The sequence below is a fragment of the Mesorhizobium sp. B2-3-11 genome (genome assembly GCF_006442215.1).
Classification (GTDB): Bacteria; Pseudomonadota; Alphaproteobacteria; order Rhizobiales; family Rhizobiaceae; genus Mesorhizobium; species Mesorhizobium salmacidum.
This window is the reverse complement of record NZ_VFVS01000010.1, coordinates 104,569-128,853: the sequence shown is the minus strand read 5'-3', so window position 1 is coordinate 128,853 and position 24,285 is coordinate 104,569. Positions and strand designations below refer to the sequence as shown.

The window sequence follows — 24,285 nt, the reverse complement described above, 5'->3', positions numbered from 1 at the left end:
GTTGCGTCCGACAGCCCGATGCATTGAGCCAGCATAGGGTTGCGGAAAGTCTGAACGGATGAATGTGATCGTTGTCAGCGCGGGTATCGCCGGTCTCTCCACGGCGTGGTCGCTGGTCAAGGCGGGCCACGCCGTGTCGATCGTCGAGCAGGGGCCGATTCCCAATCCGCTGGCGGCATCGGGCGACCATCACCGTATCATTCGCCGCGCCTACCGCGCTGGCACCGACTATGGGCGGCTGATCACCGAAGCCTATGAGGCCTGGGACGAGATGTGGGCCGATCTCGGCGAGAACCACCTCGATGCGCGCGGGTTCGTCTGCGTTTCGCGCGAGCCCGGCGATGAGGCCGAGGAATACCGCGAGGGCCTGGAAGAGGGGAATTTCCCTTTCGAACTGCTGGAACCGGACGCTGCCGTCGAGCGCTGGCCGTTCCTTGAGGCCGGCTCGTTCCGCTACGCCTATTTCTCCAGGGAAGGCGGCGCGCTGCATTGCCGCGGAATAGCGGCGGGGCTCGCCAAATGGCTGCGCGCCAACGGAGCCAACGTCTACGAGCACAGCAAGGTGACGGAGATCGATGCCGAGGCCGGCCATATCGTGCTGGAAAGCGGCGAGACGATGCAGGCAGACCGCATAGTCGTTGCCGCCGGCGCCTGGGTGCTGAAGCTATTCCCTGAACTCGGCGGTGAATTGAAGACCTTTCGCACCGCGCTCGCCTATGTCGAACCGCCCGCCGATCTCAAGGCGGCCTGGGAGGCGGCGCCCGTCATTCTCGATGTCGGCGGCAAGACCGACGGTTACATGATCCCGCCCACCCGTGGCGCCGGCATGAAATTCGGCTCAGGCCTGCACAAGGTGCCGACCAGCGACGCCGACTGGAACCGCGAGCCGGTGCCGGGCGAGGGCGAGGCGATCCGCAACCTGTTTTCGCCGCCGATCGCCCGCATCGAGGAGTATAAGGTGACCGAAGTGGTCACCTGCGCCTACACCTTCACGTCAGACGAGAAATTCCTGGCGCATGAGACAGGCAAGTGCCTGGTCGTCTCGGCGTGCTCGGGTCACGGCTACAAATTTGGTGCCGCGGTCGGGCGCCGTGTTGCCAAAGCCATTGGCGATAGCGATGTCGCGGGCCTCAAGGCTTGGCTGCGGGCCGAGGTGGCCTAGGCTCAGTCCTGGCAGTGCCTCGGTATATGCACGCGGCGCCATTCCGATGACCCTTCACGCACCAGCACGCGCCGCGGGACGGTCTGGTAGGCGGCGGGAATATCGATGACGCGCCTTTGCTCGGGGCGCACCAGCACCTCCTCGGCGATGCTGTCATATTGCGCCGGAATGACGACGCGCCGCGTTCGCTCGGGCTGGATCACCACCGTCTCGGCGACGCGTTCGTAGCGCGCCTTGTGCCAGACCTTGCACAGCACCCGGCGGCCATGGATGACGCGCCATTCCCAGGAATAACCGCCGCCATCGATCCTGACGGTGTGGTAGACGGTCCGGGTGATTGCCGGGACCACTTCATATTGAACCTGTGCCGGAACGGTCATCGCCACACGCTCACGGGTGCCATAGATCGGCGGATCATAGTCGACGGTCTGCTGGCCGGGAGGGCTGACCATGACGTCTTCGTAGACGGTGTCGTAAACGGCCGGTGTGCGGACGGGCTCGTAGCATTCGACGGCGCGGCCGCCTGCCGCCGTTTGCGAAATCGAGCCGAGCAGGGTCAGCCCGGCAATGGCGAAGCATGCGGTCTTTCCTGACATGACACTCCCATTTGAACTCTATTGCATGGCGCCCAAAAGTGAACCTCGGTTTTGGGGCAACGACATGCATAAAAACAAAGCCACGAGTTCAACGTTGAATTGTAGCGGAGGCCGTTGCGGAGAAAAGCGGTTCGGCGCATTTCGTTAAGTGACGAGGTTAAGAAACTGCTACCTGGCGGGGGCCGGCTCGGTATTTCGGGTCGGCGTGGCATCAGCTGCTGCTAATCCTTGCCCGGAAGCTTGATTCGACTTACCCAGATGGCTAGGACGGGTCGGCCTTGCACAAGGATGAGCCGGCATCCTATTTACATCTTGACGATCCAGAACCGATTCTGCCCGAGCTGCCAGCCTGTCCGGCGCCGGAATCCCACCGCGAGACAAGAGATAACTGATGAAGAACCCCGTCGAAACCTACATGAACCTCGTTCCGATGGTGGTCGAACAGACCAATCGCGGCGAGCGGGCCTACGACATTTTCTCGCGCCTCCTCAAGGAGCGCATCATTTTCATCACCGGTCCGGTCGAGGACGGCATGGCGACGCTGGTCTGCGCGCAGCTCCTGTTCCTCGAAGCTGAGAACCCGAAAAAGGAAATCAACCTCTACATCAATTCGCCAGGTGGCGTCGTCACCTCGGGCATGGCGATCTACGACACCATGCAGTTCATCAAGCCGGCCGTGTCGACGCTGTGCATCGGCCAGGCGGCCTCGATGGGCTCGCTGCTGCTGACCGCCGGTCACAAGGACATGCGTTTCGCGACGCCGAACGCCCGCATCATGGTTCACCAGCCGTCCGGCGGCTTCCAGGGCCAGGCGTCCGATATCGAGCGTCACGCCCAGGACATCATCAAGCTGAAGCGTCGCCTCAACGAGGTCTATGTCAAGCACACCGGCAAGAGCTATGACGAGATCGAGAAGACGCTCGACCGCGACCATTTCATGACCGCCGACGAGGCCAAGGATTTCGGCCTGATCGACAAGGTCATTTCGTCGCGCGAGGCGGCCGAGGGGGCGTTGGCATAAAGGCTAGTTGGCAGTTGGATGGCACCATCACGCGCTTTTGGCGTGTCTTGCGTCATTTCGGCCACAATTGGCTGTTCCCTCGGAGGTCGGGATTGCCTACGTTAAGGCTATGTTGATTTTCGACGGCTTAGCTTTGCGTGGGGAAGCTGCGAATCATTGCCACGTTTTCTGATTTGTGTTTCGTACGCAATACGTTGCGGGAGCCGGAAGACTGGCGGCGGCGGATTCCCGCGATAAATAGAGTATGCGCCCTTTCAGCCAGACCATCGGCGGGCGGCCATGAAAGGACATGAAAATGAGCAAGGTCGGCAACAACAGCGGTGATTCCAAGAACACGCTCTATTGCTCGTTTTGCGGCAAAAGCCAGCACGAGGTGCGCAAGCTGATCGCCGGCCCAACGGTGTTCATCTGCGACGAGTGCGTCGAGCTGTGCATGGACATCATCCGCGAGGAGAACAAGACCTCGATGGTGAAGTCGCGCGAGGGCGTGCCGACCCCGCAGGAGATCCTCAAGGTTCTCGACGACTACGTCATCGGCCAGCCCTACGCCAAGCGCGTGCTGTCGGTGGCGGTCCACAACCACTACAAGCGCCTGGCGCATGCCGGCAAGAACAACGACGTCGAGCTGGCCAAGTCCAACATCCTGCTGATCGGCCCGACCGGCTGCGGCAAGACGCTGCTCGCGCAGACGCTGGCCCGCATCATCGACGTGCCCTTCACCATGGCGGACGCCACGACGCTGACCGAGGCCGGTTACGTCGGCGAGGACGTCGAGAACATCATCCTGAAGCTGTTGCAGTCGGCCGACTACAATGTCGAGCGCGCCCAGCGCGGCATCGTCTACATCGACGAAATCGACAAGATTTCGCGCAAGTCCGACAATCCCTCGATCACCCGCGACGTGTCGGGCGAGGGCGTGCAGCAGGCGCTGCTCAAGATCATGGAAGGCACGGTCGCCTCCGTGCCGCCGCAGGGCGGCCGCAAGCACCCGCAGCAGGAATTCCTGCAGGTCGACACCGCCAACATCCTGTTCATCTGCGGCGGCGCCTTCGCCGGGCTGGACAAGATCATCTCGGACCGCGGCAGGAAAACCTCGATCGGTTTTGGCGCCATCGTCGCGTCGCCGGAGGATCGCCGCACTGGTGACGTTTTCCGCCTGGTCGAGCCCGAGGATCTGTTGAAATTCGGCCTCATTCCGGAATTCGTCGGTCGTCTGCCGGTCCTGGCGACGCTCGAAGATCTCGACGAGCCGGCATTGATCCAGATCCTGACCGAGCCGAAGAACGCGCTGGTCAAGCAATATCAGCGCCTGTTCGAGATGGAAAATGTCGACCTGACCTTCCACGAGAACGCGCTTTCGGCGATCGCCAAGCGCGCCATCGAGCGCAAGACCGGCGCGCGCGGCCTGCGTTCGATTATGGAAGCGATCCTGCTCGACACGATGTTCGAACTGCCCGCGCTCGAAGGCGTGCGCGAGGTGGTGATTTCGGAAGAGGTGGTGACCGGCAGCGCCCGGCCGCTCTACATCTATTCCGAACAGAAGGAAAAGAAGGGCAATGTCAGCGCCTGATATGGCACTTGGCCCTATATTTTTGTGGAACGGCGCCCATGCGGCGCCGTTTTGCTGCGAGGAACCGGCACACCTTCGCGATGGAATGGATTGCGGACCATGTTAACTCTTGATCTTTGGCCCGCCTGCCTCCACCTAACACGAGAAGGCCGAGGTGCCCGATTTCTGTGCTGTAAAACTCCCGTCATAAACGGTGGTAGGCGGAACGATCCCCGGTCGTTAATATGAGATTCGCGGTTGGCCTGATGGTGGCCGCGACATGAAAGGTTGGACAATGGCCAAAATATCCAAGGCTCCCAGCGACGGCGTCTTCGCAGTCCTCCCGCTGCGCGACATCGTGGTGTTCCCGCACATGATCGTTCCGCTCTTCGTCGGGCGTGAAAAGTCGATCAAGGCGCTGGAAGAGGTGATGGGTCAGGAAAAGCAGATCCTGCTTGCCACCCAGATGAATGCCGCCGATGACGATCCCGAGCCCGATGCGATCTTCGACATCGGCACGCTCGCCAATGTGCTGCAATTGCTGAAGTTGCCCGACGGCACCGTCAAGGTTCTGGTCGAGGGCGCCTCGCGTGCGAAAATCGTCTCTTTCACCGACCGTCCCGACTTCCACGAGGCCAAGGCCGCGGCGCTGGTCGAGCCGGAAGAGGAAGAGGTAGAGGTCGAGGCCCTCGCCCGCTCGGTCGTCACCGACTTCGAGAACTACGTCAAGCTGAACAAGAAGATCTCGCCCGAAGTGGTGGGTGCCGCCAGCCAGATCGACGACTATTCCAAGCTCGCCGACACGGTTGCCTCGCATCTCGCCATCAAGATCCCTGAAAAGCAGGAAATGCTGGCCACGCTTTCCGTCAAGGAGCGGCTGGAAAAGGCGATGGGCTTCATGGAAGCCGAAATCTCCGTCCTGCAGGTGGAGAAGCGCATCCGCTCGCGCGTCAAGCGCCAGATGGAGAAGACGCAGCGCGAATACTACCTCAACGAGCAGATGAAGGCGATTCAGAAGGAGCTCGGCGAAGGCGAGGACGGCCGCGACGAGGCCGCCGAGATCGAGGCGCGCATCAAGAAAACCAAGCTCTCCAAGGAGGCTCGCGAAAAGGCGGAAGCCGAATTGAAAAAGCTCAGGACGATGTCGCCGATGTCGGCTGAATCGACGGTCGTGCGCAACTATCTCGATTGGCTGCTGTCGATCCCGTGGGGCAAGAACTCCAAGGTCAAGCAGGACCTGGCCTACGCGCAGAACGTCCTCGACACCGATCACTTCGGCCTCGACAAGGTCAAGGACCGCATCGTCGAGTACCTTGCCGTGCAAAGCCGCCAGAAGAAGCTGAAGGGGCCGATCCTGTGCCTCGTCGGCCCTCCCGGTGTCGGCAAGACCTCGCTCGGCAAATCGATCGCTAAGGCAACCGGTCGCGAGTTCATCCGCATGGCGCTCGGCGGCGTGCGTGACGAAGCCGAGATCCGTGGTCACCGGCGCACCTATATCGGCTCGATGCCCGGCAAGGTCATCCAGTCGATGAAGAAGGCAAAGAAGTCCAACCCGCTCTTCCTGCTCGACGAGATCGACAAGATGGGCCAGGACTTCCGTGGCGATCCGTCGTCGGCCCTGCTCGAGGTGCTCGATCCCGAACAGAACTCGACGTTCATGGATCACTACCTCGAGGTCGAATACGACCTGTCGAGCGTGATGTTCGTGACGACGGCCAACACGCTGAACATCCCTGCGCCCCTGATGGACCGCATGGAGATCATCCGTATCGCCGGCTACACCGAGGACGAGAAGATCGAGATTGCCAAGCGGCACCTGATGCCGAAGGTGATCCGCGATCACGCACTGCAGCCGAAGGAGTTCTCCGTCGGTGAGGACGCGATCCGCGCGATCATCCAGACCTACACCCGTGAAGCGGGCGTCAGAAGCCTGGAGCGCGAGCTGATGAAGCTCGGGCGCAAGGCGGTGACCGAGATCCTGAAGACGAAGAAGAAGACGGTGAGCATCACGGCGGCGAACCTCGCCGACTATCTCGGTGTTCAGCGCTACCGCTTCGGCCAGGTCGAGGCTGACGATCAGGTCGGTGTCGTCACCGGTCTTGCCTGGACGGAGGTCGGCGGCGAGTTGCTGACGGTCGAAGGTGTCATGATGCCCGGCAAGGGCCGCATGACGGTGACCGGCAATCTGCGCGACGTGATGAAGGAATCGATTTCGGCGGCGGCCTCCTATGTCCGTTCGCGCGCCATCGATTTCGGCATCGAGCCGCCGCTGTTCGACAAGCGCGACATCCACGTGCACTTGCCGGAAGGCGCAACGCCGAAGGACGGTCCGTCCGCGGGTGCCGCCATGGCCACGGCCATTGTGTCGGTGCTGACGGGTATTCCGGTTCGGGCCGATGTGGCGATGACTGGCGAGATAACGCTTCGCGGCCGCATCTTGCCGATCGGCGGCCTCAAGGAGAAGCTGCTCGCCGCGCTGCGCGGCGGCATCAAGAAGGTGCTGATCCCGGAAGACAACGCCAAGGATCTGGCGGAGATTCCGGACAACGTGAAGAACGGCATGGAAATCATTCCGGTCTCACGCGTCGGTGAGGTGTTGCGCCACGCGCTGGTGCGGATGCCGGAGCCGATCGAATGGGTCGAGCCGGTCAATCCGCCGGCCACGACCGACAGTGCCGACGATGCCGGAAAGTCGCTTGCGCATTAGTTTTTTCTAAAGTTGCAGTGCACAAACAGAAAGCCGGGCCTCGCGCCCGGCTTTTTCATGTGAAAAACCCCGGAATTCCGGGCTTTTTCCGCTTTTTTCCTGCCTTTTCGACTTGGTTGCGGCAACGCTTCTTTCTAAAGTCCGTTTCCTGCCGGACGAGTCGTAAGTTCCGGTGTTCTCATGGAAGGGAATTTTTATGAACAAGAACGAACTGGTGTCCGCTGTCGCCGACGCCGCGAGCATTTCGAAGGGTGACGCGCAGTCGGCGGTCGATGCAGTGTTTTCTGTCATCTCCGGCGAACTGAAGAAGGGCGGCGATGTCCGGCTTGTCGGCTTTGGCAATTTCACCGTGTCAAAGCGCGCTGCATCCACTGGCCGCAACCCCCAGACCGGTGCCGAAGTGCAGATCCCGGCGCGCACCGTGCCGAAGTTCTCGGCCGGCAAGGGCCTCAAGGACGCCGTCAACTAAGCGCATTTAATTTTCAAAAACCTGAAAAGCCGGGCTTGCCCGGCTTTTCATTTTTGGACTCGTGTCGATCGGATCGGAAGCTCCTCAAACAGTCGGGGCGTCGGCGCGCATCAGGCCTTCCTTCTTGAGATGGGCCCAGAGCGCTGCAGGGAGTTTCGCGTCCAGCAGCGACCGGTTGCTCTCGACTTCTTCAGGCCTCTGGCCGCCGGGGATGACCGAAACCACCGACGGGTGCAACAGCGGGAACTGCAGGGCGGCCTCGATCAGCCTGATATCATGGCGTTTGCAGACGGCCTCGATGCGCGTCACGCGGTCGAGCACATCCTGCGGCGCTTCGGAATAGTTGTAGTAGGCGCCGGGCTTGGGTCCGGTCGCCAGGATGCCGGAATTGTAGGGGCCGCCGAGAACGATGCCGATGCCGCGTTTCTGGCAAAGCGGCAGGAACGATGTCAGCGCCTCCTGTTCCAGCAGCGTGTAGCGACCGGCAAGCAGGAACAGGTCGAAATCGCCGCGCTCGGCCAGCGTCTGGGCCACCTGCCACTCGTTGATGCCGCCGCCGAACGCCTTGATGACGCCTTGGTCGCGCAAGGCAAGCAGACCATAATAGCCCGAGCGCATGAACTCATCGATGCGCTGGTCGGACGCCTCTTTGCTGCCATGGGTGAAGATGTCGACATCGTGCACGAACAGGATGTCGATGCGGTCGACGCCAAGCCGCTCCAGCGACGCCTCGAACGAGCGCATGACGCCGTCATAGCTGTAATCGTAGACCTCCTTGCGCGACGGCGTGTCGAAGAACTTGCCGATGCCCGTGCGCTCCTCCGGCGGGCAGGCGCGCATGATGCGGCCGACCTTGCTCGACAGCACATAGTCGTCGCGCTTCCTGGAGCGCAGGAACGGGTTGAGGCGCGTTTCCGACAGGCCGAGCCCATAGAGAGGTGCTGTGTCATAGTAGCGGCAGCCAGTCGCCCAGGCGGCCTCCAGCGTCGCATTGGCGTCCTCGTCGGAGACGGCGCGGTAAAGATTGCCGAGCGGAGCCGTGCCGAAGCCCAGCTCCGTAAAGGCGATGCCGCCATTGCCGATGCGGTCGAAATGCCGTGTCTTCATGTCTTGAAATTTTCCCGCATTGATTTGTCTAACATGACACTATCATGCTCGTGGCTCGGCAAAAGCACCGCTGAGCGTTGGACACGCATTTTCGCGGTTGCTAGCATGAACGAAATCAAGCTGTTCCGGGGAAGAGCATGATCGGAAATTGCCAATCATCTTCGACTACTGGCACGCCGGTGGCGCGGCCATGAGCAACTCCGGCTCGCAGATGTTCAGGACCGCGCTCGACGAGCTTGGCGCGGTGCTGGCGCGCGTCGACCGCGATCGGATCGACGCCGCTTGCGGGATGCTGGCGGATGCCAGACAGATCGTCGTCTATGGCTGCGGCCGCGAGGCCTTGCAGGTGAAGGGCTTCGCCATGCGGCTCTATCATCTGGGCCTGCCGGTTTCGGTCGTCGGCGACATGACCACGCCGCCTGTAGGGCAGGGCGATGTCTTGCTTGTCAGTTCCGGGCCTGGCGAAACTTCGACTGTACTCACCCTGATGCGCATTGCGCGCGAGGCCGGCGCAACCGTCCTGCTCCTGACCGCCCAGGCGGGCGGCAGCGCTGTAGGGCTAGCCGATTTGACGCTGCTGATCCCGGCGCAGACCATGGCCGACGACCAGGGGCCGCAAAAGACGTCGGTGCTGCCGATGGGCTCTGTCTTCGAGGGCGCGTTGTTCCTGCTGTTCGAGATCATGGTGCTGAAATTAAGGGAGTTGACCGCGGCGTTGCCGGAAGCCATGCGCGCCCGTCACACCAACATGGAATAGACCATGCGCTATGAACTGATGCTGCCGCACCAGATCCGCAAGGCGATCGCGCAGAATTGGCCGGTCGCGCTGCCGCTCGGCGTGCTGGAATACCATGGCGAGCACATGGCCGTCGGCATGGACACGCTGGCCGTCATCAAGACGCTGGAACTGTTCGAAAAAGAGAGCGACATCGTCATCCTGCCGCCCTTCTATTACGGGGCGGCGAGCTATGCTGTCGCACCGCCTGAAGGCAGCGGCTCCGTTCAGGTCGGCGGCAATCAACTGGCGCCGTTCGGCGAAGAGCTGTTCTACAGCCTGCTGCGCATCGGCTTTCGCAACATCCACGCCATCATTCATCACCAGACTGAGAATTTCTCCGCCGGCATGCCGACCGATCTCGCTTTCAAGACCGCCGGCAGACAGGCGATCTTCCGCTTCCTCGAGAAGCAGCGCGGCGAGGGCTGGTGGGGAGCCGAGACGATGGCCGACTACTACGCCGGACATGCCGCGGGCGAAAATTTCTTCAACTGGGTACAGGTGCATCCCCTGATGCCGGTCGCAATGAACGGCAAATACCCGTTCGACCATGCCGGCATCGGTGAGACATCGCTGATGCTGGCGCTATGCCCGGAAGCGGTGGATGCCGCGCACTTCGCGGACAACAAAAGCTGGTATACGGCGAGCGCGGCGGATGCTTCGGCAGAACTCGGACAGCAGGGCGTCGCCATGATCATGGATCATCTGCGCACGATCCTGAAGGCCTAGCCCGCCCTTTCCTTCTCCCACAGCGGAGAGAAGGAAGAGGCGCCCGGTTACTTCACCGCACCAGCCGTCATGCCCATGATCAGGTAACGTTCCAGCGCGATGCCGATGACCGCAAGCGGCGCGATCGCTGCGGTGGCCAGAGCAGCCATCGACCACCAGTTGATACCTTGCGACCCCGTTTGACTGGCGACCATGACCGGGATCGTCTTGGCGTCCGTCGATGTCAAAAGGGCGGCGAAGAAATACTCGTTCCAGCACAGCACCATTGCCAGGATGAAGGCTGCGACCATGCCCGGCAGCGCGATCGGCATGACGATGCGGAAAAAGGCGCCCCAGATCGACAGGCCGTCGACGAGGGCTGCTTCCTCCAGCTCGACGGGGATGGAATTGAACTGGTCACGCATGATCCAGATGACGATCGGCAGCACCATCAGCGTGTAGAGCAGGATCAACCCGATGCGCGTATCGAGCAGCCCGACTTCGCGGTAGAGCACCAGGAAGGGTAGGGCCAGCACCACCGGCGGCAGGATCAACTGCGACAGGAAGAAGAACGAGATATCCTCGTTCTTGAACCAGGCGAAATGGTAGCGATAGCGGGTCAGGCCATAGGCAGCGAGGCTGCCGATGATGATCGCCAGGCTTGACGCGCCGACCGAGGTGATGACCGAATTCATGAAACGCTTGAGGAATTCGTCGCGCACGGTCGAAGTCTGGAAAATCGAGTCCGGCGACAGGCCAAGCGATCGCCACCCTTTCCAATCCGGCTGGAAGTCGACGAACGGGATCAGATGGCCTTGGGTGACATCCACCGCCGTTTTGAACGAGGTGGTGATGGTCCAATAGATCGGAAAAAGGCAGATGAAGCCCCAGCAGGCGAGCGCGCCATAGATGAAGACGCGGCTGGCGACGAAGCTCGCCGGCGAGCGGATTTCGGAGGCGACGTAGTCTGTGGTCTGGACGCTCATCTTGCCCTAATTCACATTGCGCACGAAACGGCTGGCGAACTTCAACAGCCAGGTCACGAACACCACGATGATGACCAGATAGGCCATCGCCAGCATGGTCCCGTAGCCGACATTCGAGCGGTCGCGGTATTCGCGGTAGATGAAGCTCGACACCGAATCAGTGGCGCCGCCCGGACCGCCCGAGGTAACCGTGATTATGATGTCGGCAAGCTTCAGCTTGAAGATGATGCGCAGGATCACCGCCGTCACCGACACCGGCAGCATCAGCGGGAAAGTGACCTGCCAGAAGGTCTGCCAGGCCGTGGCGCCATCGACACGCGCCGCCTCCAGCACCTCGCGCGACATCGCCTGCAGTCCCGCCAGCAGCATGATCATCATGAACGGAACGAAGGTCCAGGCGTCCAGCAGCATGATCGAGATGCGGGCGGTGATCGGGTTCGAGAAGAAAGCCGGGTCTTCCCAGCCGAGATGGCGCGCCAGCGTGGCTGCTGGTCCAAAGCGGTATTCCATCAGCGACTTGCCGATCATCCAGGACACGGCGACCGGTGACAGCATCAGCGGCATCAGGAACACCACCCGGAAGAATTTTCGGGCGCGGATCTGCGCGTTGAGCAGCAGCGCCAGGCCGAACGCGATCACATATTCGACCAGCACCGCCAGCACATAGAGCACCATGTTGACCAGGGCGTTGCGGTAGTACGGGTCGGCGAGCATCTGCCAGAAATTGTCGAGCCCGTTGAACCTGCGGCCGCTGAACGAACTGAGATTCCAGTCGGTGAGCGCGATGTAGAAGCCGAACAGCGTCGGGAAGATCACCATCGCGATGGTGAACAAAAGAGCCGGTAGCAGGAAGAGCGCGCGCTGGCCGTCCTCGCCGCGTGTCAGAACCTGGCCGATGCCGATCGCCACACCCCACAGCACATAGGCGTAGACCACGGGCCGCCATGTCTCGAAGCCGATCGTATCGACCTCGGTCTTGTAGAGGATCTGCAGCACGATCGTTGCCAGCAGGCCGAGCGTGGCAAGCGCCATCAGCGCCCAGCCCAAACGCCTGCGCCCTGGCGGGATCAGATCATAGGAGGCGGCGTCTGCCGGCCACCCGGTCGCGGTCGAAGTCTGGTCAGCCACAAATCTCGCCCGTTTGGAAGGGAAGGCTGTGGTCCGGCGTTGCCGCCGGACCACGGTTCAAAGGCAGCTTACATGCCGAGCGAGGCCTTGTAGAGCTTGACCTGCTTGTCGCGGCCGATCTGGTCGGTCAGCTTCTCCCAGGCGGCCGCGATGGCATCGGCGCCTTCCTGCGCCTTCATCTTGCCGGCGAAAGTGTTGGCCAGGATATCCTCGGCGGCGCTGTAATACTGGAAGATGCCGGGGATGCGCGGCTCGATCGCCGCGTTGGGGTGGTTGTAGCTGTCGCCTTCCGACTTGAGATAGGAGGTGATGAAAGCCTCGTCGTAGCCGGCCGCCACCCATTCGGGAATGTCGAAATGGGAGTTGCGGTAGGGCTGGAAGCCCGACGGATACATCGCCGTCCAGATCGACAGGTCCTTGCCGCCGAGATGGGCGGCCGCCGACCATGCAGCCTTCTTCTTTTTCTCGTCCGCATCGACACGGGCCATGACATAGACGCCCCAGCCGAGATAGGCGCAGTTCGGCGCATAGTTCGGGCCGCTGGCGAGCTTCTCCCACTTGCCGGTCTTGGAGTTATAGACATCGTCGGAGCCCGGCAGGATCGAGAAGCCGGTGACATCGCCGATGACCGAGCTATCATTGGTCTTGACGTTCGAGCCGACATCGCCCCACCAGGGGATCATCGAGCCGGTGCCGGCCAGGAACTGCTGGAAGGCGGTGGTGTTCGGGTCGGCATTGATCTGGTCGGCGGGCTCCGACGGCAGGGCGTCGATGACATCCTGGATGGCCCGTACCCAAGCCGGATTGTTGACGCGTGGCTTCATCGTGTCGGCGTCGAACAGCCAGGCCTTGTCATCGGGATGCTTGGCGTAGGCGCTGGCACGGCTGCCCAGGAAATAGAAGCCGAAACCGCCCCAGGGCTTAGGCGCGTCGAGATAGCCGTAAACATCCTGGCCCTTGAACTTCTTGCCCTTCAGGAACTTGGTCACGGCCTGAACCTCTTGCCAGGTCTTCGGTACACCCCATTCGCTGGTCGCCCCGCCATCCTTCCACTGCTTGGCGAGATCGGCGTCTGCAAACACGTCGGTGCGGTAGTTGAAGTTGTGCGCGTCGCCGTCGATGGTGACCCGGTACTGCTTGCCATCCCAGGTGCCAACGGGCGGCTTGAGGTAGTTGACGAGATCGTCGAAGTCGATCTGCTTCTTGACCCAGTCGGGCATCTCCGAAGTCAGGCCCTTGCCGCAGACGTCGCCCTCGAACGGGGCGCCCATCTCGATGATGTCGAAATCGACGGTGCCGGTGGCGATCGACTGCTGCAGGCGGGCGTTGTAGTCGGCCTGCGCCAGGTCGATCCAGCTGATCTTGGCGCCGGTATAGGTCTCCCATGGCTTCAGGAAACCACGAAACAGCACATTGTGCAGGTTCTGGTTGTTGAGACCCATGAAGGTGAGCTCGACACCGGCGAACTCGCCTTCCTTGACATTGGCCTTGGTCGCCTCGAGGCAAAGCTCGCCAACCTTCTGGAAGTCGGCGTCGGTCGGCTGACCTTTGCCAACCCCGGGGATCTGCAGGATTTTCGAGCGCAGTTCGCTTGCGGCGGCAGCTGGGCGCGTCAGCGCGCCAAGTCCGGCGCCGGATGCGGCCGCGATCGCGGCCATCGAGGCCGCGCCCTTCAATATGTCGCGCCTTGTAGCGCCGGCACGGACCAGTTTGTCGTAAAGACCTACTCGCATGGACTATTCCTCCCAGAACATTAGTCGTGAATCGAAGTGCCGATCGCGCCGGGCGCTGGCTTTGTTCAGAAGCGAAACGTAGGACCCCAACCTGCGTCGCTTCGCGTTCCGTTTTTCGGGTAGAGTACCAGCGTTTCGGATCGGCGCTTGTCACTATTCTCGCAACCATACGCCGTGTCAACGAGAACGGTTTTTGTCTATAAGAGACCGACTTGCCCTGATCGGTCGCGTTGGTTAGCTTCTGCGCCTACGGCCAGTGGAGCCGATGGGGGAACGATGGCTCAAGTCGCGATCAGCAATGTTGCCAAGGCGTTTGGAACCGTCAAGGTTCTGCACGAAGTCAGCGTCGACATTGCCGATGGTCAGTTCGTCGTGCTTGTCGGCCCGTCCGGTTGCGGCAAGTCCACGCTGCTCAGGATGGTGGCGGGGCTGGAGACTGTCTCCGGCGGCACGATCGCCATCGGCGACCGCGTCGTCAATCACCTGCCGCCCGCAAAGCGCGACATCGCCATGGTGTTCCAGAACTATGCGCTTTATCCGCACAAGACGGTCGAGCAGAACATGGCTTTTGCCCTCAAGCTGCGCAAGACCGATCCGGCCGTGGTTGCCGAGCGGGTCAAGCGCGCCGCAGACATCCTCGACCTCAGCCCCTATCTGAAGCGCTATCCGCGCCAGCTTTCCGGCGGCCAGCGTCAGCGCGTCGCCATGGGGCGCGCCATCGTGCGCAATCCGCAGGTATTCCTGTTCGACGAGCCGCTTTCGAACCTCGACGCCAAGCTGCGCGTGCAGATGCGCACCGAGATCAAGGAACTGCACCAGCGGCTGAAGACCACCACCATCTATGTCACCCATGACCAGATCGAAGCCATGACGATGGCTGACAAGATCGTCGTCATGCGCGACGGCCGCATCGAACAGGTCGGCGCGCCGCTGGAGCTTTTCGACCGGCCGGCGAACCTTTTCGTCGCCGGTTTCATCGGCTCGCCTTCGATGAACCTGCTCAAGGGCACCGGGCGCAAGGGCGGCGTCGACATTGCCGGAACGCTGTTCCCGGTTGCTCCGAACAACGCCGTCGAGGAGGGGCGCTCCATCGTCTATGGCGTGCGCCCCGAACATCTTGAGATCCACCCCGATGGCGTGCCGGCCAAGATTTCGGTGGTCGAGCCGACCGGCTCGGAAACCCTGGTCTTCCTGCGTTTCGGCGACGGCGAGATGGTGGCGCTGTTTCGCGAGCGCCATGACTTCAAGCCGGGCGACACGCTGAAGCTTCGGCCAAGGCTCGACCATCTCCATCTGTTCGACGCCGAGACCGGGAAGCGTCTCTGATCTCAAACGCACTTCACGAGGACCATCATGCTCAAAGGGATCGATCCGTTGCTCAATGCCGACGTGCTCCAGGCATTGCGGGCGATGGGACATGGCGATGACCTGATCATCGCCGACACCAATTTTCCCTCCGATTCGGTAGCGCGCCGGACGGCGCTCGGTCGGGTGCTGCGCATCGATGCCTCGGCGGCGCAGGTGGTGAAGGCCGTGCTGTCGCTATACCCGCTGGACACGTTCGTCGATGATTCGGCCGCCCGCATGGAGATCGTCGGCAAGCCGGACGAGATCCCAGCCGTGCAGAAGGAAGTGCAGAAGGAGATCGACGCCGCCGAGGGCAAGTCCTGGCCGATGGTGCCGGTCGAGCGTTACGCCTTCTATGAGCGCGCCAAGCAGGCTTATTGCGTCATCCAGACTGGCGAACGCCGCTTCTACGGCTGCTTTGCCTTCCGCAAGGGCGTCGTGCCGCCGGATGCGGAGTAGCGGCATGGCCTCGGGCAAGCCGGTTGTTATCCTCGGTGTCTTTGTTGCCGATACAGCTTACAGGGCGCAGCGCCAGCCGCGCCTGGGCGAAACGATCCTCGGCAATTCCTTCAAGCTGGGGCCAGGCGGCAAGGGGTCGAACCAGGCAGTGGCCGCCGGCAAGCTCGGGGCGGACGTCACATTCCTGACCCGCCTCGGTGTCGATGCCTTCGCCGACATGGCCAGGCGGACCTGGAAGGATGCCGGCGTGAAGAGCGCGGCGATCGACACGCCGGACAGCTATACCGGTGCCGCCTACATCTTCGTCGAGGAGGGAAGCGGCAACAACGCCATCATCGTCAGTCCCGGCGCTGCCATGCTGATCACGCCTGAGGATATCGAAGCCAATGTCGACCTGATCCGTGGTGCCGGTGTTTTCGTGACGCAGCTCGAACAGCCGATCGATGCCGCGATGCGGGCGCTGGAGATCGCGCGCGGGGCAGGGGTGACGACCATCCTCAATCCGGCACCGGCGGCAAAGCTTCCCGACCGCATCTACACGCTCTGCGACTATCTCACACCCAATGAGACCGAAGCCGAGGAATTGACCGGAATGGGAGTCACTTCGGTCGACGACGCGCGCGCCGCCGCGGACAAGCTGCTTGAAAAGGGCGTCGGCACGGTCATCCTCACGCTCGGCGACAAGGGCGCGCTGCTGCACGCGAAGGATCGGTCCGAGCATGTTCCAGCCATCAGTGCCGGCCCTGTCGTCGAGACCACCGGCGCGGGGGACGCCTTCAATGGCGGCTTGGCCGCAGCACTTTCGCGCGGCGTGGAGCCGCTGGAGGCGGTGCGCTTCGCCTGCGCCGTTGCCGGCATTTCCGTGACACGTCCAGGCACCGCACCGTCGATGCCGACATTGCAGGAGGTCGAGGCGCTGCTGGCCAAGGGCTGAGGCAATTGCCCGGAACTCGCAGGGTACCCCGGAGGCCAGACCGTTCCGGCCTCCGAAGTCTCATGTTCGATGGGCGCGTTGCGAAGCTACTGCCTGACGTAGCAGCGCTTTCCCTGATCCGGAGCGGGATCGCCGAATGCATCATTGTCGCATTGGACGCCATTGCGGAACACGTCCTGCGTGAATCGGCCGTGGGCGCCGTACCTGACCACCTTGCGGCCATAGAAATCGCAGAATTCGCCTTCCTCGGCGCAGACCGCCCACTTCTCGCGGCGAGGCTCATCGTAATCGTCGTTCGACTCGTCACGGTCGCGCTTCACGATGAAGCAGAACTTTTCCTTGCCCGGCGCAGGATCGCCGAAAACGCGGTTCGAACAGGGTATCGCGTTGCGCTCGATGTAACGCGAGGTCGTGCGGCCCTTGGCGCCGTAGACGACCTCGGCGGGATAGGGCAGGCGGCAGATCTCGCCCTCGCGCGCGCATCGCTGCAGCCGGTCCGCCGATGCGGCGGCGGGAAAAAGGATAGAGGCGGCCGTCGTCGCGCCGCCCAGGCAAATCAGCGTGAATATCGTGCGCGTAGAAATATTCGGTGCAATTGACATTACGTCCTCCATGCCATTCCGGCAGCATACTGCAATCTGGCTGCCTGCGGATGAATCGAGCGCTTTGTGGGCGATTGCGCAAGCAGATTCGCAACGACCAACGCGTTCGCAATCTGCAGGGCTGCTTCGGCCGTTGTTTGTCAGCCACCGGAACCGCGTCGTGGGTTCCACGGTACCGCTCATGCAAGGGTGATTTTGGATCCTGGGAAAGCCAGGCCTAAGGACGCCTTCGGCACGTCAATTCTGAAGAGATCTTTGACAATTCATGTCGGCATTTCCCTGGAGACAAGGATCGTGATCCTTGAGGGAAATGGCGCGAGTGACGGGGCTCGAACCCGCGACCTCCGGCGTGACAGGCCGGCACTCTAACCAACTGAGCTACACCCGCGCATTGACGAGCACGTGTCAGCCGTGTTCGTCGTTGGGGCGCTGGATAAGGGGTTCGCTACCGGGTGTCAAGCGCACCAAACCATCATAACGCCAAACAGGAGAAGGTTTTTTGACAGCCGGCATTTTGTTCGCAAATCGGGCCTGCGAACAGGGCATCCCACACTCATTTAGCCTTGCGAAGCAAGTCCCGACCGCTTAAAGGTCCGGCCCGGAGCGGGCGATTAGCTCAGTTGGTAGAGCGCTTCGTTTACACCGAAGATGTCGGCGGTTCGAGCCCGTCATCGCCCACCATATCTTTCCACCCGTTGATGTTTTCCGGTTTGCGGGCGCCACGAATCGCCGCGTCGACAACAGTTCCGCGCACAGCTCACCTGTTCTCCCTCCTGAGGGCGTGCATTGCTTTTTCACGGGTGAGCGGCATTTTCGGGAAATCTTTAGGGCCTCCCAGCGTTCACCTCGATAGAGATAGCCATTGCCGTGGGGGCCACAGCTCTCGCCGAAGGCAACTGCGGCTGCAGGTCAAGGAAAATGCCCGTTCAAGCTTTCATCAACCGAATTGCCACGGCCGTCCCTGATCACGGTGTCCACCAATTCTTCCTTCAATTTGCGGGCTCCCAGCTGGCAGATTCCCGCCGCCGCGCAATTTTCGATCGCATGGCCGACAAGGGCGGCATCGAACATCGCTATTCCTGCTTCGCACCCGCTAGTGATCCTGAGGGTCTGAGCGTCGACCTGGCGGGTGTTTTCAAGCGCGGTGCGTTTCCAGGTACGGCCAAACGCATGGAAATGTTTGCCACGGCCGCGCCCGCGCTGGCCGAGCGAGCATTGGAGCGGCTCCTGGAGGGCGAAGACAGGAAGGGTGTCACGCATCTGATCGTCACCACGTGTACGGGCTTCTCCGCCCCCGGCATCGACCTGGAAATAATCGCCCGGTGCAATCTGCCCACCACCGTGGAGCGCACGATCATCGGCTTCATGGGATGTTATGCGGCAATCAATGCGCTCAAACTGGCGCGGCACATCGTCCTGTCGGAACCCGCGGCCCACGTTGTGATCGTCTGCATCGAACTCTGTACGCTCCATCTCAAGGAGACGGCTGATCTCGAAAAACTGCTATCTTTCTCCCTCTGGGGCGATGGCTGCGCGGCCGCGTCGGTGACCGCCCGCCCGTTTGGCATCGGCCTGGACAGTTTTCATGCGATCGTGGATGCCGACGCCCGCGACCTGATGAGCTGGAGCGTGCACGACGACGGGTTCGACATGGTTCTGTCGGGGCAGGTTCCTGCTGCAATCCAGAATGCGCTTGGCAAAGGCGTCGGCGCCATCCTGGGAAACAGGACCGCCGCCAACGTCGACCTTTGGGCTGTTCACCCGGGTGGGCGTTCCATTCTCGACGCCGTGGAGCGCGCGCTGGATCTTCCTCCCGATGCGCTGTTGCCGTCGCGCGACGTGCTTCGCGAAAACGGAAACATGTCCTCCGCCACCGTGATGTTCGTGCTGGAGCGGATGCTTCGTGGGTTCACGGATGATGACGTGGGCTGTGCAATGGCATTCGGCCCCGGCCTCACGGCCGAGACGATGATGTTCCACACTGCCGGCAGTGCCTGACATGGCCACGGGTCTCGACAGCCGTCATATCCAGCCGGAACTGCTCGATCATTTGCCTCCCGACGATCCCAAGGCGATTGGCTCCCGGCGTGACCTGATTTGGATAAATTCGCTGATGTTTCAACACGCGATCATGTCCAGCCTCCTGAAGGCAAGCGTGCGCGAGGGTTCGATCAGAATCTTGGAAGTCGGGTCCGGCGACGGTGCGTTCATGCTCTCGGTTGCAAGGCGCCTCGCCAGGAAGTGGATCGACGTGGAGCTGGTCATGCTCGACCAGGTTGACCTCATCACCGACCGGCGGCGCGCCGATTTCGCGGCACTGGGCTGGCGCGTTGAAACCGTCACCGACAATGTCTTCGACTGGATCGCAAAACCCGGGGGTGACGCGTACGACGTTGTCTCGGCCAATCTGTTCCTGCACCACTTTTCCGACGCCGCCTTAAAGACACTCTTCGAAGCCCTGCGCCGTTTGGCACCGGTGTTCCTCGCCGCCGAGCCAAGCCGAAACATTGTCGCCTTGAAAGCATGCTCGCTCCTGCGCCTTGTCGGTGTAAACCAGGTCACCATGCACGATGCGGCGGCAAGCGTCCGCGCAGGTTTCGCTGGCAAGGAACTTTCCGGCTTGTGGCCTCTCGGTTCCGCGCAGCAGTGTGAAGAACGCAGGATTGGCCCGTTTACCCACGCCTTCCGCGTTTTCCCCAAGGAAGGATTTGCGCGATGTACGATGCCATCGTCATAGGTGCCGGTCCAAGCGGCTCATCGGCAGCCTTGGCCTTGCGCGGCCAGGGTCGTTCCGTGGCCATCATCGAAGCAAGCGAGTTTCCACGCCGCAAGGTCTGCGGCGAATTCATGTCGGCGGTCAATCTGGAGCTGTTGGACCGTCTGGAGGCGGGCGTGGCGGTTCGCACCAAGGCAGGACCGGAAGTCAAGCGGGTTGCGTTGTTCGCGTCGGGCCCTGGCATACAAGCAGGCATGCCGCGCGCCGCCGGGGATGCTTACGGGCGGGCGCTTGGACGGGACGTTCTGGATGGCATCCTCTTGGACGCGGCGCGCAACGCCGGAGCCGACGTTTTTCAGCCGTGGCGCGCGGTGGAGATCGCCAGCAATGGCGATCGTGCCATCGTCCGGATCGCCAACAAGGACGGTCAGACAAGTCTTAGGGGGCAGGTGGTGATTGCGGCGCATGGCTCCTGGGGCCGGGGCAGGTTGCCGACCAATCTCCCAAAGAGCAGCGCGGCCTCCGATCTGTTTGGCTTCAAGGCCCATTTCAGGGGAGCTTCGCTCGCTCGAGACCTCATGCCGCTCCTGGTGTTTCCGGGCGGCTATGGTGGCATGGTGTGGGCGGATCAGGACAGGATATCGCTGTCGTGCTGCATACGCCGCGACGTGTTGGCCAGGCTGCGCAAAAAGGGCGGTGCCACGTCAGCAGCCCAAGCCGTTCACGCGCACATACTGGCATCGTGCCCGGCGGTGGTTTCCACGATCGGCGACGCCAGCCTCGAAGGTGAATGGCTTGCCGCCGGTCCCATACGTCCGGGGATGCGCCCACGATTTGCCGACGACATATTTCGGGTCGGCAACATCGCCGGCGAGTCCCATCCCATCATCGCCGAAGGCATCTCCATGGCCCTGCAGTCCAGCTGGCTTCTCGCTGGCGAATTGGCAAGGTTCGAACAATGGGACCGGACGGCACGCCTCGCCGTCGGCAACCGCTATTCAAGAGCGTGGAGCCGGCAATTTGCCACTCGCATTCATGGGGCCGCACTGTTGGCGCGCATTGCCGTCCTCCCCAGATCCAATACGGCGATGAAGGCGTTTGTGGGGTGGTTCCCGAATAGCCTGACCTTAGGAGCCAGATTGTCCGGCAAGACGAAAGCCTTGCCTGCCCTCAGCCATCCGTAAGGGCTGAAGCCGGCCGGACGCCTGGAGGAATTCGCCGAAGCGCTCGAGCCAAATCGGCAATTCAGCAGGCACACGGTTCGTGGCGTATGGCTGCCCCCTGCTCACGGCGGCACCATCCGGAAATCCTTGCCCTCGGGCAGCAATTGCCCGCCATCGACGACAATGGTGGTGCCGGTGATGTAACTGGCGTCGTCCGAGGCGAGAAACAGGAAGGCGTTGGCCACGTCGCGCGGGCTGCCGAGCCGGCCGAGCGGGATCGAATCTTCCATGTTCTTGATATAGGCGGCGCCGCGATGCTGCTGGATGGCTTTGGTAAGGATATTGCCGGGCTCGACGCCGTTGACCGTGATGCCGTAGCCGGAGAACTCCAGCGCCGCAGCGCGAATGAAGCCGTTGATGCCCGCTTTCGTCGCCGAATAATGGCCATGGCCAGGGCTGGTGACATGCGGGCCGGTGATGGAGGAGGTGTAGAGCATGCGGCCAAAGCGCTGCGCCTTCATTGGTACCAGGGCCGCGCGGCTGGCATTGAAAGTACCGCGCAGGTTGACGGCCATGACGCGGTCCCAGTCGTCGGCACTGGTGTTTTCGATCAACTGCCAGGGATAGATGCCGGCATTCTGCACGATGATATCGAGGCGGCCGTGATGTCTCAGCGCCAGTGCCACCGCGGCCTCAGCGTCTCTCATTTGCGAGATGTCGGTGCGGATGAAGGGGACACCGAGTTCATCCGCACTTGCTTGCCCGGCCTCCTCCTCTGTATCGGCCAGCACCAGCCTTGCGCCTTCTTCGGCGAAGCGCAGTGCGATGCCCTTGCCGATGCCGCGCGCGCCGCCGACGATCAACGCCACCTTGTCTTCCAGTCGTCCTGTCATGCGAGCCGTCCTGTCATGCCAAATCCCCACCTCACGCCAATCCCCCTCACGCCAGTCTTTGGCGAATGGTTTGCTTGAATGCGTCGAGCAACACCGCTGCCAGAACCAGCAGGCCGTGGATGACCTGGGTGAAGTTGGCGGGCAGGCCCATCAGGTTGATCGCCGTGTTGATGGCAGAGAGCAGGAGCACGCCGGCATAGACGCCCGGCAAGGTGCCGACACCACCCTTCAGGCTGACGCCGCCGATGACGACCGCGGCAAAGGCGTTGAACAGAAGGCCAACGCCCAGATTGGCCGTGGCACCCGAGGTGCGGATCGCCAGCAGCCAGCCGGCGAGCCCTGCTATGGCGCCGGCGAGCACGAAGGCGATGATCAGGTTGCGGTTCACCCGGATGCCGGCGCGGAAGGTCGCGGTTTCATTGCCCCCGATCATCACGAGGTGCCTGCCGAACGGCGTCTTGGCCATGATCAGCGAGAAGACCACGAAACAGGCCACCGCGATCCAGGCGGTAAGCGGCAGGCCGATCAGGCGTTGGATGCCGAACCAGCGGATGGCAGGTGCCAGATCCTGGGCCGAGCGACCGCCCGAAATGACCAGCACCAGACCGCGCACCCAGATGTAGGAAGCGAGCGTGATGATGAAGGCGCTCATCTTGACCTTGACCACAAGATAGCCGTTGAAAGCGCCGATGAGGCCGCCGACGGCCAGCGCCAGCAGCAGCGACACCGGAACCATCAGCCATTCCGGGTGCAATTGGACGCCGAGGCCGATGCCCGAGGAACAAAACAGGATGCCCACCGCCATGGCGCTGAGCGCGGCGACGGATTCGACCGACAGGTCCATGTGACCGGCAATGATGACCAGCGCCAGGCCGATCGACATGACGCCGAGTACGCTCGACGCCTCGATGATGTTGGCGAAGATGCCGAGCTGGAAATAATTCGGGATGAACAGCGAGAAGACGACCAGGACAAGGAGCAGCATGAACCAGACGAGGTTGTCGAGGACGAACTCCAGGGCTTTGCGTGTGCGAGGATTCATAAGTCGATCCGGTTGGCGTGCGCAATCAAGGCCGTAGAACATTGCCTGCGTCTCATTCGATACGGACAGGGAAGGGCTCCGGGCCGGGTATGGCCCGGAGCGGTTGGGCCATCTGTCTATTCGACCGGCTTGACCGTATCGGTCGGCGGCTTCTGGTTGCCCCAGAAGGCCGGATTGTCGACATTCTCCTTGGTGATTGCGGCGCCCGGGATCTTGATGTTCGGGCCCCAGGCTTCCTTGGTGACGGTCGACTTCAGGCCAAGCACATCGTATTCGCCGGGCTTGATCTCTTCCTTCTTGACGACCTTGTCCATGAACATGGCGACGGCCGCGGCCTGTGCGTAAAGTGGCTGCTCGACCTCGACGTTGAGCCAGCCCTTGCGGATCAGGTCGAGACCGACCGGCGCGCCGTTCGAACTCATCAGCATGACGTCACCAGGCTTCTTGCCGGCGGCCTCGAGCGAGGCGACGGCGGCGACCGACAGGTGTGCGGCATGGCTGAAGATCAGGTCGATGTCGGGGTTGGCCAGCATCTGGTCGGCAACGATGGTGCCGGCATTGCTGGCCTCCCATTGCATGGCAGGCAGCGAGATGATCTTGACGTCCGGGAACGCCTTCATCTTCTCTTCAAAACCCTTCTGGATGTCGAGCGTATAGGGATCGCCGGGATCGCCAAGCACCTGCAGGACCTTGCCCTTCACCGAGCCGTTCTTGGCTTTCAGAAGTTTTTCGGCCTGGTCGGCGGCGACGTAGCCGATCTCGACGGTACCCGCGACCGACGTGAAGTCGGACGGCGTCGACGTGATCTGGCGGTCGAACTCGACCACCGGAATGCCGGCGGCGCGCGCTGCCTCGATCGACGGTTTCAGCGCATTGAAATCGACGGCGGCCAGGATGATAGCCGCCGGCTTCAGCGCGATGACGTCGTTCATCTGTGACTGCTGGGCGTCGGTCTTGTTGTCGGCGTTCAGCGTCTTCATGTCGTAGCCGGTCTGTTTCAGGAACAGCTCCAGCGCGCTCACCGAGCCAGTCTGGAACTCGTCGAGCAGTGTCGGCACCATGTAGTAGACAATACCCTTGGACTGCGCGAATGCCGGCGTGAGTGTGGCAAAAGCCAGTGCCAGGATACCGAAGACAGCAAGAAGTATTCGCTTCATGTCGTTGGCTCCCTGTTAAGCCGGACCCCTC

The 24,285-nt window shown here is 62.0% G+C and carries 22 protein-coding genes and 2 tRNA genes; 14 read left to right on the top strand and 10 right to left on the bottom strand.

Annotated elements, in window-relative coordinates; genetic code table 11:
- Nucleotides 1–58 precede the first annotated feature (58 nt).
- A complete protein-coding gene (locus FJ960_RS15810; RefSeq protein WP_140715151.1) occupies nt 59–1,162 on the top strand; it encodes an FAD-dependent oxidoreductase in 1,104 nt (367 codons plus the stop codon).
- A gap of 2 nt (nt 1,163–1,164) precedes the next feature.
- Here FJ960_RS15810 and FJ960_RS15805 read toward each other — a convergent pair whose 3' ends face one another.
- Nucleotides 1,165–1,758 carry a hypothetical protein gene (locus tag FJ960_RS15805; RefSeq protein ID WP_140715149.1) on the bottom strand — a complete coding sequence of 198 codons (594 nt, stop codon included), beginning with the start codon at nt 1,756–1,758 and terminating at the stop codon, nt 1,165–1,167.
- Between the two features lie 391 nt (nt 1,759–2,149).
- Here FJ960_RS15805 and clpP point away from each other — a divergent pair, with 391 nt between their 5' ends.
- The 4 genes from clpP to FJ960_RS15785 all read left to right on the top strand — a co-directional run bounded on the left by clpP (nt 2,150) and on the right by FJ960_RS15785 (nt 7,504).
- A complete protein-coding gene (gene clpP / locus FJ960_RS15800; RefSeq protein ID WP_027028064.1) occupies nt 2,150–2,779 on the top strand; it encodes an ATP-dependent Clp endopeptidase proteolytic subunit ClpP in 630 nt (209 codons plus the stop codon).
- Between the two features lie 295 nt (nt 2,780–3,074).
- Nucleotides 3,075–4,349, top strand: coding sequence for an ATP-dependent Clp protease ATP-binding subunit ClpX (gene clpX, locus FJ960_RS15795; protein ID WP_023759839.1), 1,275 nt, complete (start codon nt 3,075–3,077; stop codon nt 4,347–4,349).
- A gap of 274 nt (nt 4,350–4,623) precedes the next feature.
- Nucleotides 4,624–7,035, top strand: coding sequence for an endopeptidase La (lon, locus tag FJ960_RS15790; RefSeq protein WP_140506451.1), 2,412 nt, complete (start codon nt 4,624–4,626; stop codon nt 7,033–7,035).
- A 196-nt stretch (nt 7,036–7,231) separates the two neighbouring features.
- Nucleotides 7,232–7,504 carry an HU family DNA-binding protein gene (locus tag FJ960_RS15785; protein ID WP_027143628.1) on the top strand — a complete coding sequence of 91 codons (273 nt, stop codon included), beginning with the start codon at nt 7,232–7,234 and terminating at the stop codon, nt 7,502–7,504.
- A gap of 84 nt (nt 7,505–7,588) precedes the next feature.
- Here FJ960_RS15785 and FJ960_RS15780 read toward each other — a convergent pair whose 3' ends face one another.
- Complete coding sequence (locus FJ960_RS15780) at nt 7,589–8,611, bottom strand: aldo/keto reductase (protein ID WP_140715147.1); 1,023 nt, start codon at nt 8,609–8,611, stop codon at nt 7,589–7,591.
- Nucleotides 8,612–8,801: 190 nt separating this feature from the next.
- Between FJ960_RS15780 and FJ960_RS15775 the strand changes: the two genes are divergently transcribed.
- Both FJ960_RS15775 and FJ960_RS15770 read left to right on the top strand, forming a co-directional pair.
- Complete coding sequence (locus FJ960_RS15775) at nt 8,802–9,368, top strand: SIS domain-containing protein (protein WP_140715261.1); 567 nt, start codon at nt 8,802–8,804, stop codon at nt 9,366–9,368.
- A gap of 3 nt (nt 9,369–9,371) precedes the next feature.
- Nucleotides 9,372–10,115: a creatininase family protein gene (locus tag FJ960_RS15770; protein ID WP_140715145.1), complete on the top strand. Its 744-nt coding sequence runs from the start codon at nt 9,372–9,374 to the stop codon at nt 10,113–10,115.
- A 47-nt stretch (nt 10,116–10,162) separates the two neighbouring features.
- Here FJ960_RS15770 and FJ960_RS15765 read toward each other — a convergent pair whose 3' ends face one another.
- The 3 genes from FJ960_RS15765 to FJ960_RS15755 all read right to left on the bottom strand — a co-directional run bounded on the left by FJ960_RS15765 (nt 10,163) and on the right by FJ960_RS15755 (nt 13,941).
- Nucleotides 10,163–11,080 carry a carbohydrate ABC transporter permease gene (locus FJ960_RS15765; protein ID WP_027143632.1) on the bottom strand — a complete coding sequence of 306 codons (918 nt, stop codon included), beginning with the start codon at nt 11,078–11,080 and terminating at the stop codon, nt 10,163–10,165.
- Nucleotides 11,081–11,086: 6 nt separating this feature from the next.
- Nucleotides 11,087–12,208, bottom strand: a complete 1,122-nt coding sequence (locus tag FJ960_RS15760; protein ID WP_140506444.1) for a sugar ABC transporter permease — start codon at nt 12,206–12,208, stop codon at nt 11,087–11,089.
- 68 nt (nt 12,209–12,276) lie between these two features.
- Nucleotides 12,277–13,941, bottom strand: coding sequence for a sugar ABC transporter substrate-binding protein (locus FJ960_RS15755; RefSeq protein ID WP_140506443.1), 1,665 nt, complete (start codon nt 13,939–13,941; stop codon nt 12,277–12,279).
- A 276-nt stretch (nt 13,942–14,217) separates the two neighbouring features.
- Between FJ960_RS15755 and ugpC the strand changes: the two genes are divergently transcribed.
- The 3 genes from ugpC to rbsK are packed head-to-tail and all read left to right on the top strand — an operon-like array spanning nt 14,218 to nt 16,681.
- Nucleotides 14,218–15,267, top strand: a complete 1,050-nt coding sequence (ugpC, locus tag FJ960_RS15750) for a sn-glycerol-3-phosphate ABC transporter ATP-binding protein UgpC (protein ID WP_140715143.1) — start codon at nt 14,218–14,220, stop codon at nt 15,265–15,267.
- A gap of 27 nt (nt 15,268–15,294) precedes the next feature.
- Nucleotides 15,295–15,747, top strand: a complete 453-nt coding sequence (locus tag FJ960_RS15745; RefSeq protein WP_127278878.1) for an RbsD/FucU family protein — start codon at nt 15,295–15,297, stop codon at nt 15,745–15,747.
- Between the two features lie 4 nt (nt 15,748–15,751).
- Nucleotides 15,752–16,681 (top strand): ribokinase, encoded by a 930-nt coding sequence (gene rbsK / locus FJ960_RS15740; RefSeq protein ID WP_140715141.1) that lies wholly within the window; start codon nt 15,752–15,754, stop codon nt 16,679–16,681.
- Between the two features lie 86 nt (nt 16,682–16,767).
- Here rbsK and FJ960_RS15735 read toward each other — a convergent pair whose 3' ends face one another.
- Entirely contained in the window at nt 16,768–17,283 is a 516-nt protein-coding gene (locus FJ960_RS15735) for a hypothetical protein (RefSeq protein WP_140506437.1), read from the bottom strand.
- Between the two features lie 311 nt (nt 17,284–17,594).
- Nucleotides 17,595–17,671: transfer RNA gene (locus FJ960_RS15730), tRNA-Asp, on the bottom strand.
- A 217-nt stretch (nt 17,672–17,888) separates the two neighbouring features.
- On the opposite strand from FJ960_RS15730, the gene FJ960_RS15725 reads away from it, so the two are divergent.
- The 4 genes from FJ960_RS15725 to FJ960_RS15710 all read left to right on the top strand — a co-directional run bounded on the left by FJ960_RS15725 (nt 17,889) and on the right by FJ960_RS15710 (nt 21,183).
- A tRNA-Val gene (locus tag FJ960_RS15725) sits at nt 17,889–17,964 on the top strand.
- Nucleotides 17,965–18,201: 237 nt separating this feature from the next.
- On the top strand, nt 18,202–19,281 hold the full coding sequence (locus FJ960_RS15720; protein ID WP_140715139.1) for a type III polyketide synthase: 1,080 nt from the start codon (nt 18,202–18,204) through the stop codon (nt 19,279–19,281).
- A gap of 1 nt (nt 19,282) precedes the next feature.
- Nucleotides 19,283–20,020: a methyltransferase domain-containing protein gene (locus tag FJ960_RS15715; RefSeq protein WP_140715137.1), complete on the top strand. Its 738-nt coding sequence runs from the start codon at nt 19,283–19,285 to the stop codon at nt 20,018–20,020.
- Nucleotides 19,999–21,183, top strand: a complete 1,185-nt coding sequence (locus tag FJ960_RS15710) for an FAD-dependent monooxygenase (RefSeq protein WP_140715135.1) — start codon at nt 19,999–20,001, stop codon at nt 21,181–21,183. Before FJ960_RS15715 ends, FJ960_RS15710 begins: the two co-directional genes overlap by 22 nt.
- Nucleotides 21,184–21,284: 101 nt before the next feature.
- Here FJ960_RS15710 and FJ960_RS15705 read toward each other — a convergent pair whose 3' ends face one another.
- The 3 genes from FJ960_RS15705 to FJ960_RS15695 form a co-directional block, all read right to left on the bottom strand.
- A complete protein-coding gene (locus FJ960_RS15705; protein WP_140715133.1) occupies nt 21,285–22,055 on the bottom strand; it encodes an SDR family NAD(P)-dependent oxidoreductase in 771 nt (256 codons plus the stop codon).
- A gap of 46 nt (nt 22,056–22,101) precedes the next feature.
- Complete coding sequence (locus FJ960_RS15700) at nt 22,102–23,097, bottom strand: ABC transporter permease (protein ID WP_140506428.1); 996 nt, start codon at nt 23,095–23,097, stop codon at nt 22,102–22,104.
- A gap of 116 nt (nt 23,098–23,213) precedes the next feature.
- Entirely contained in the window at nt 23,214–24,254 is a 1,041-nt protein-coding gene (locus FJ960_RS15695) for a sugar ABC transporter substrate-binding protein (protein ID WP_140506426.1), read from the bottom strand.
- Between the last annotated feature and the right edge of the window lie 31 nt (nt 24,255–24,285).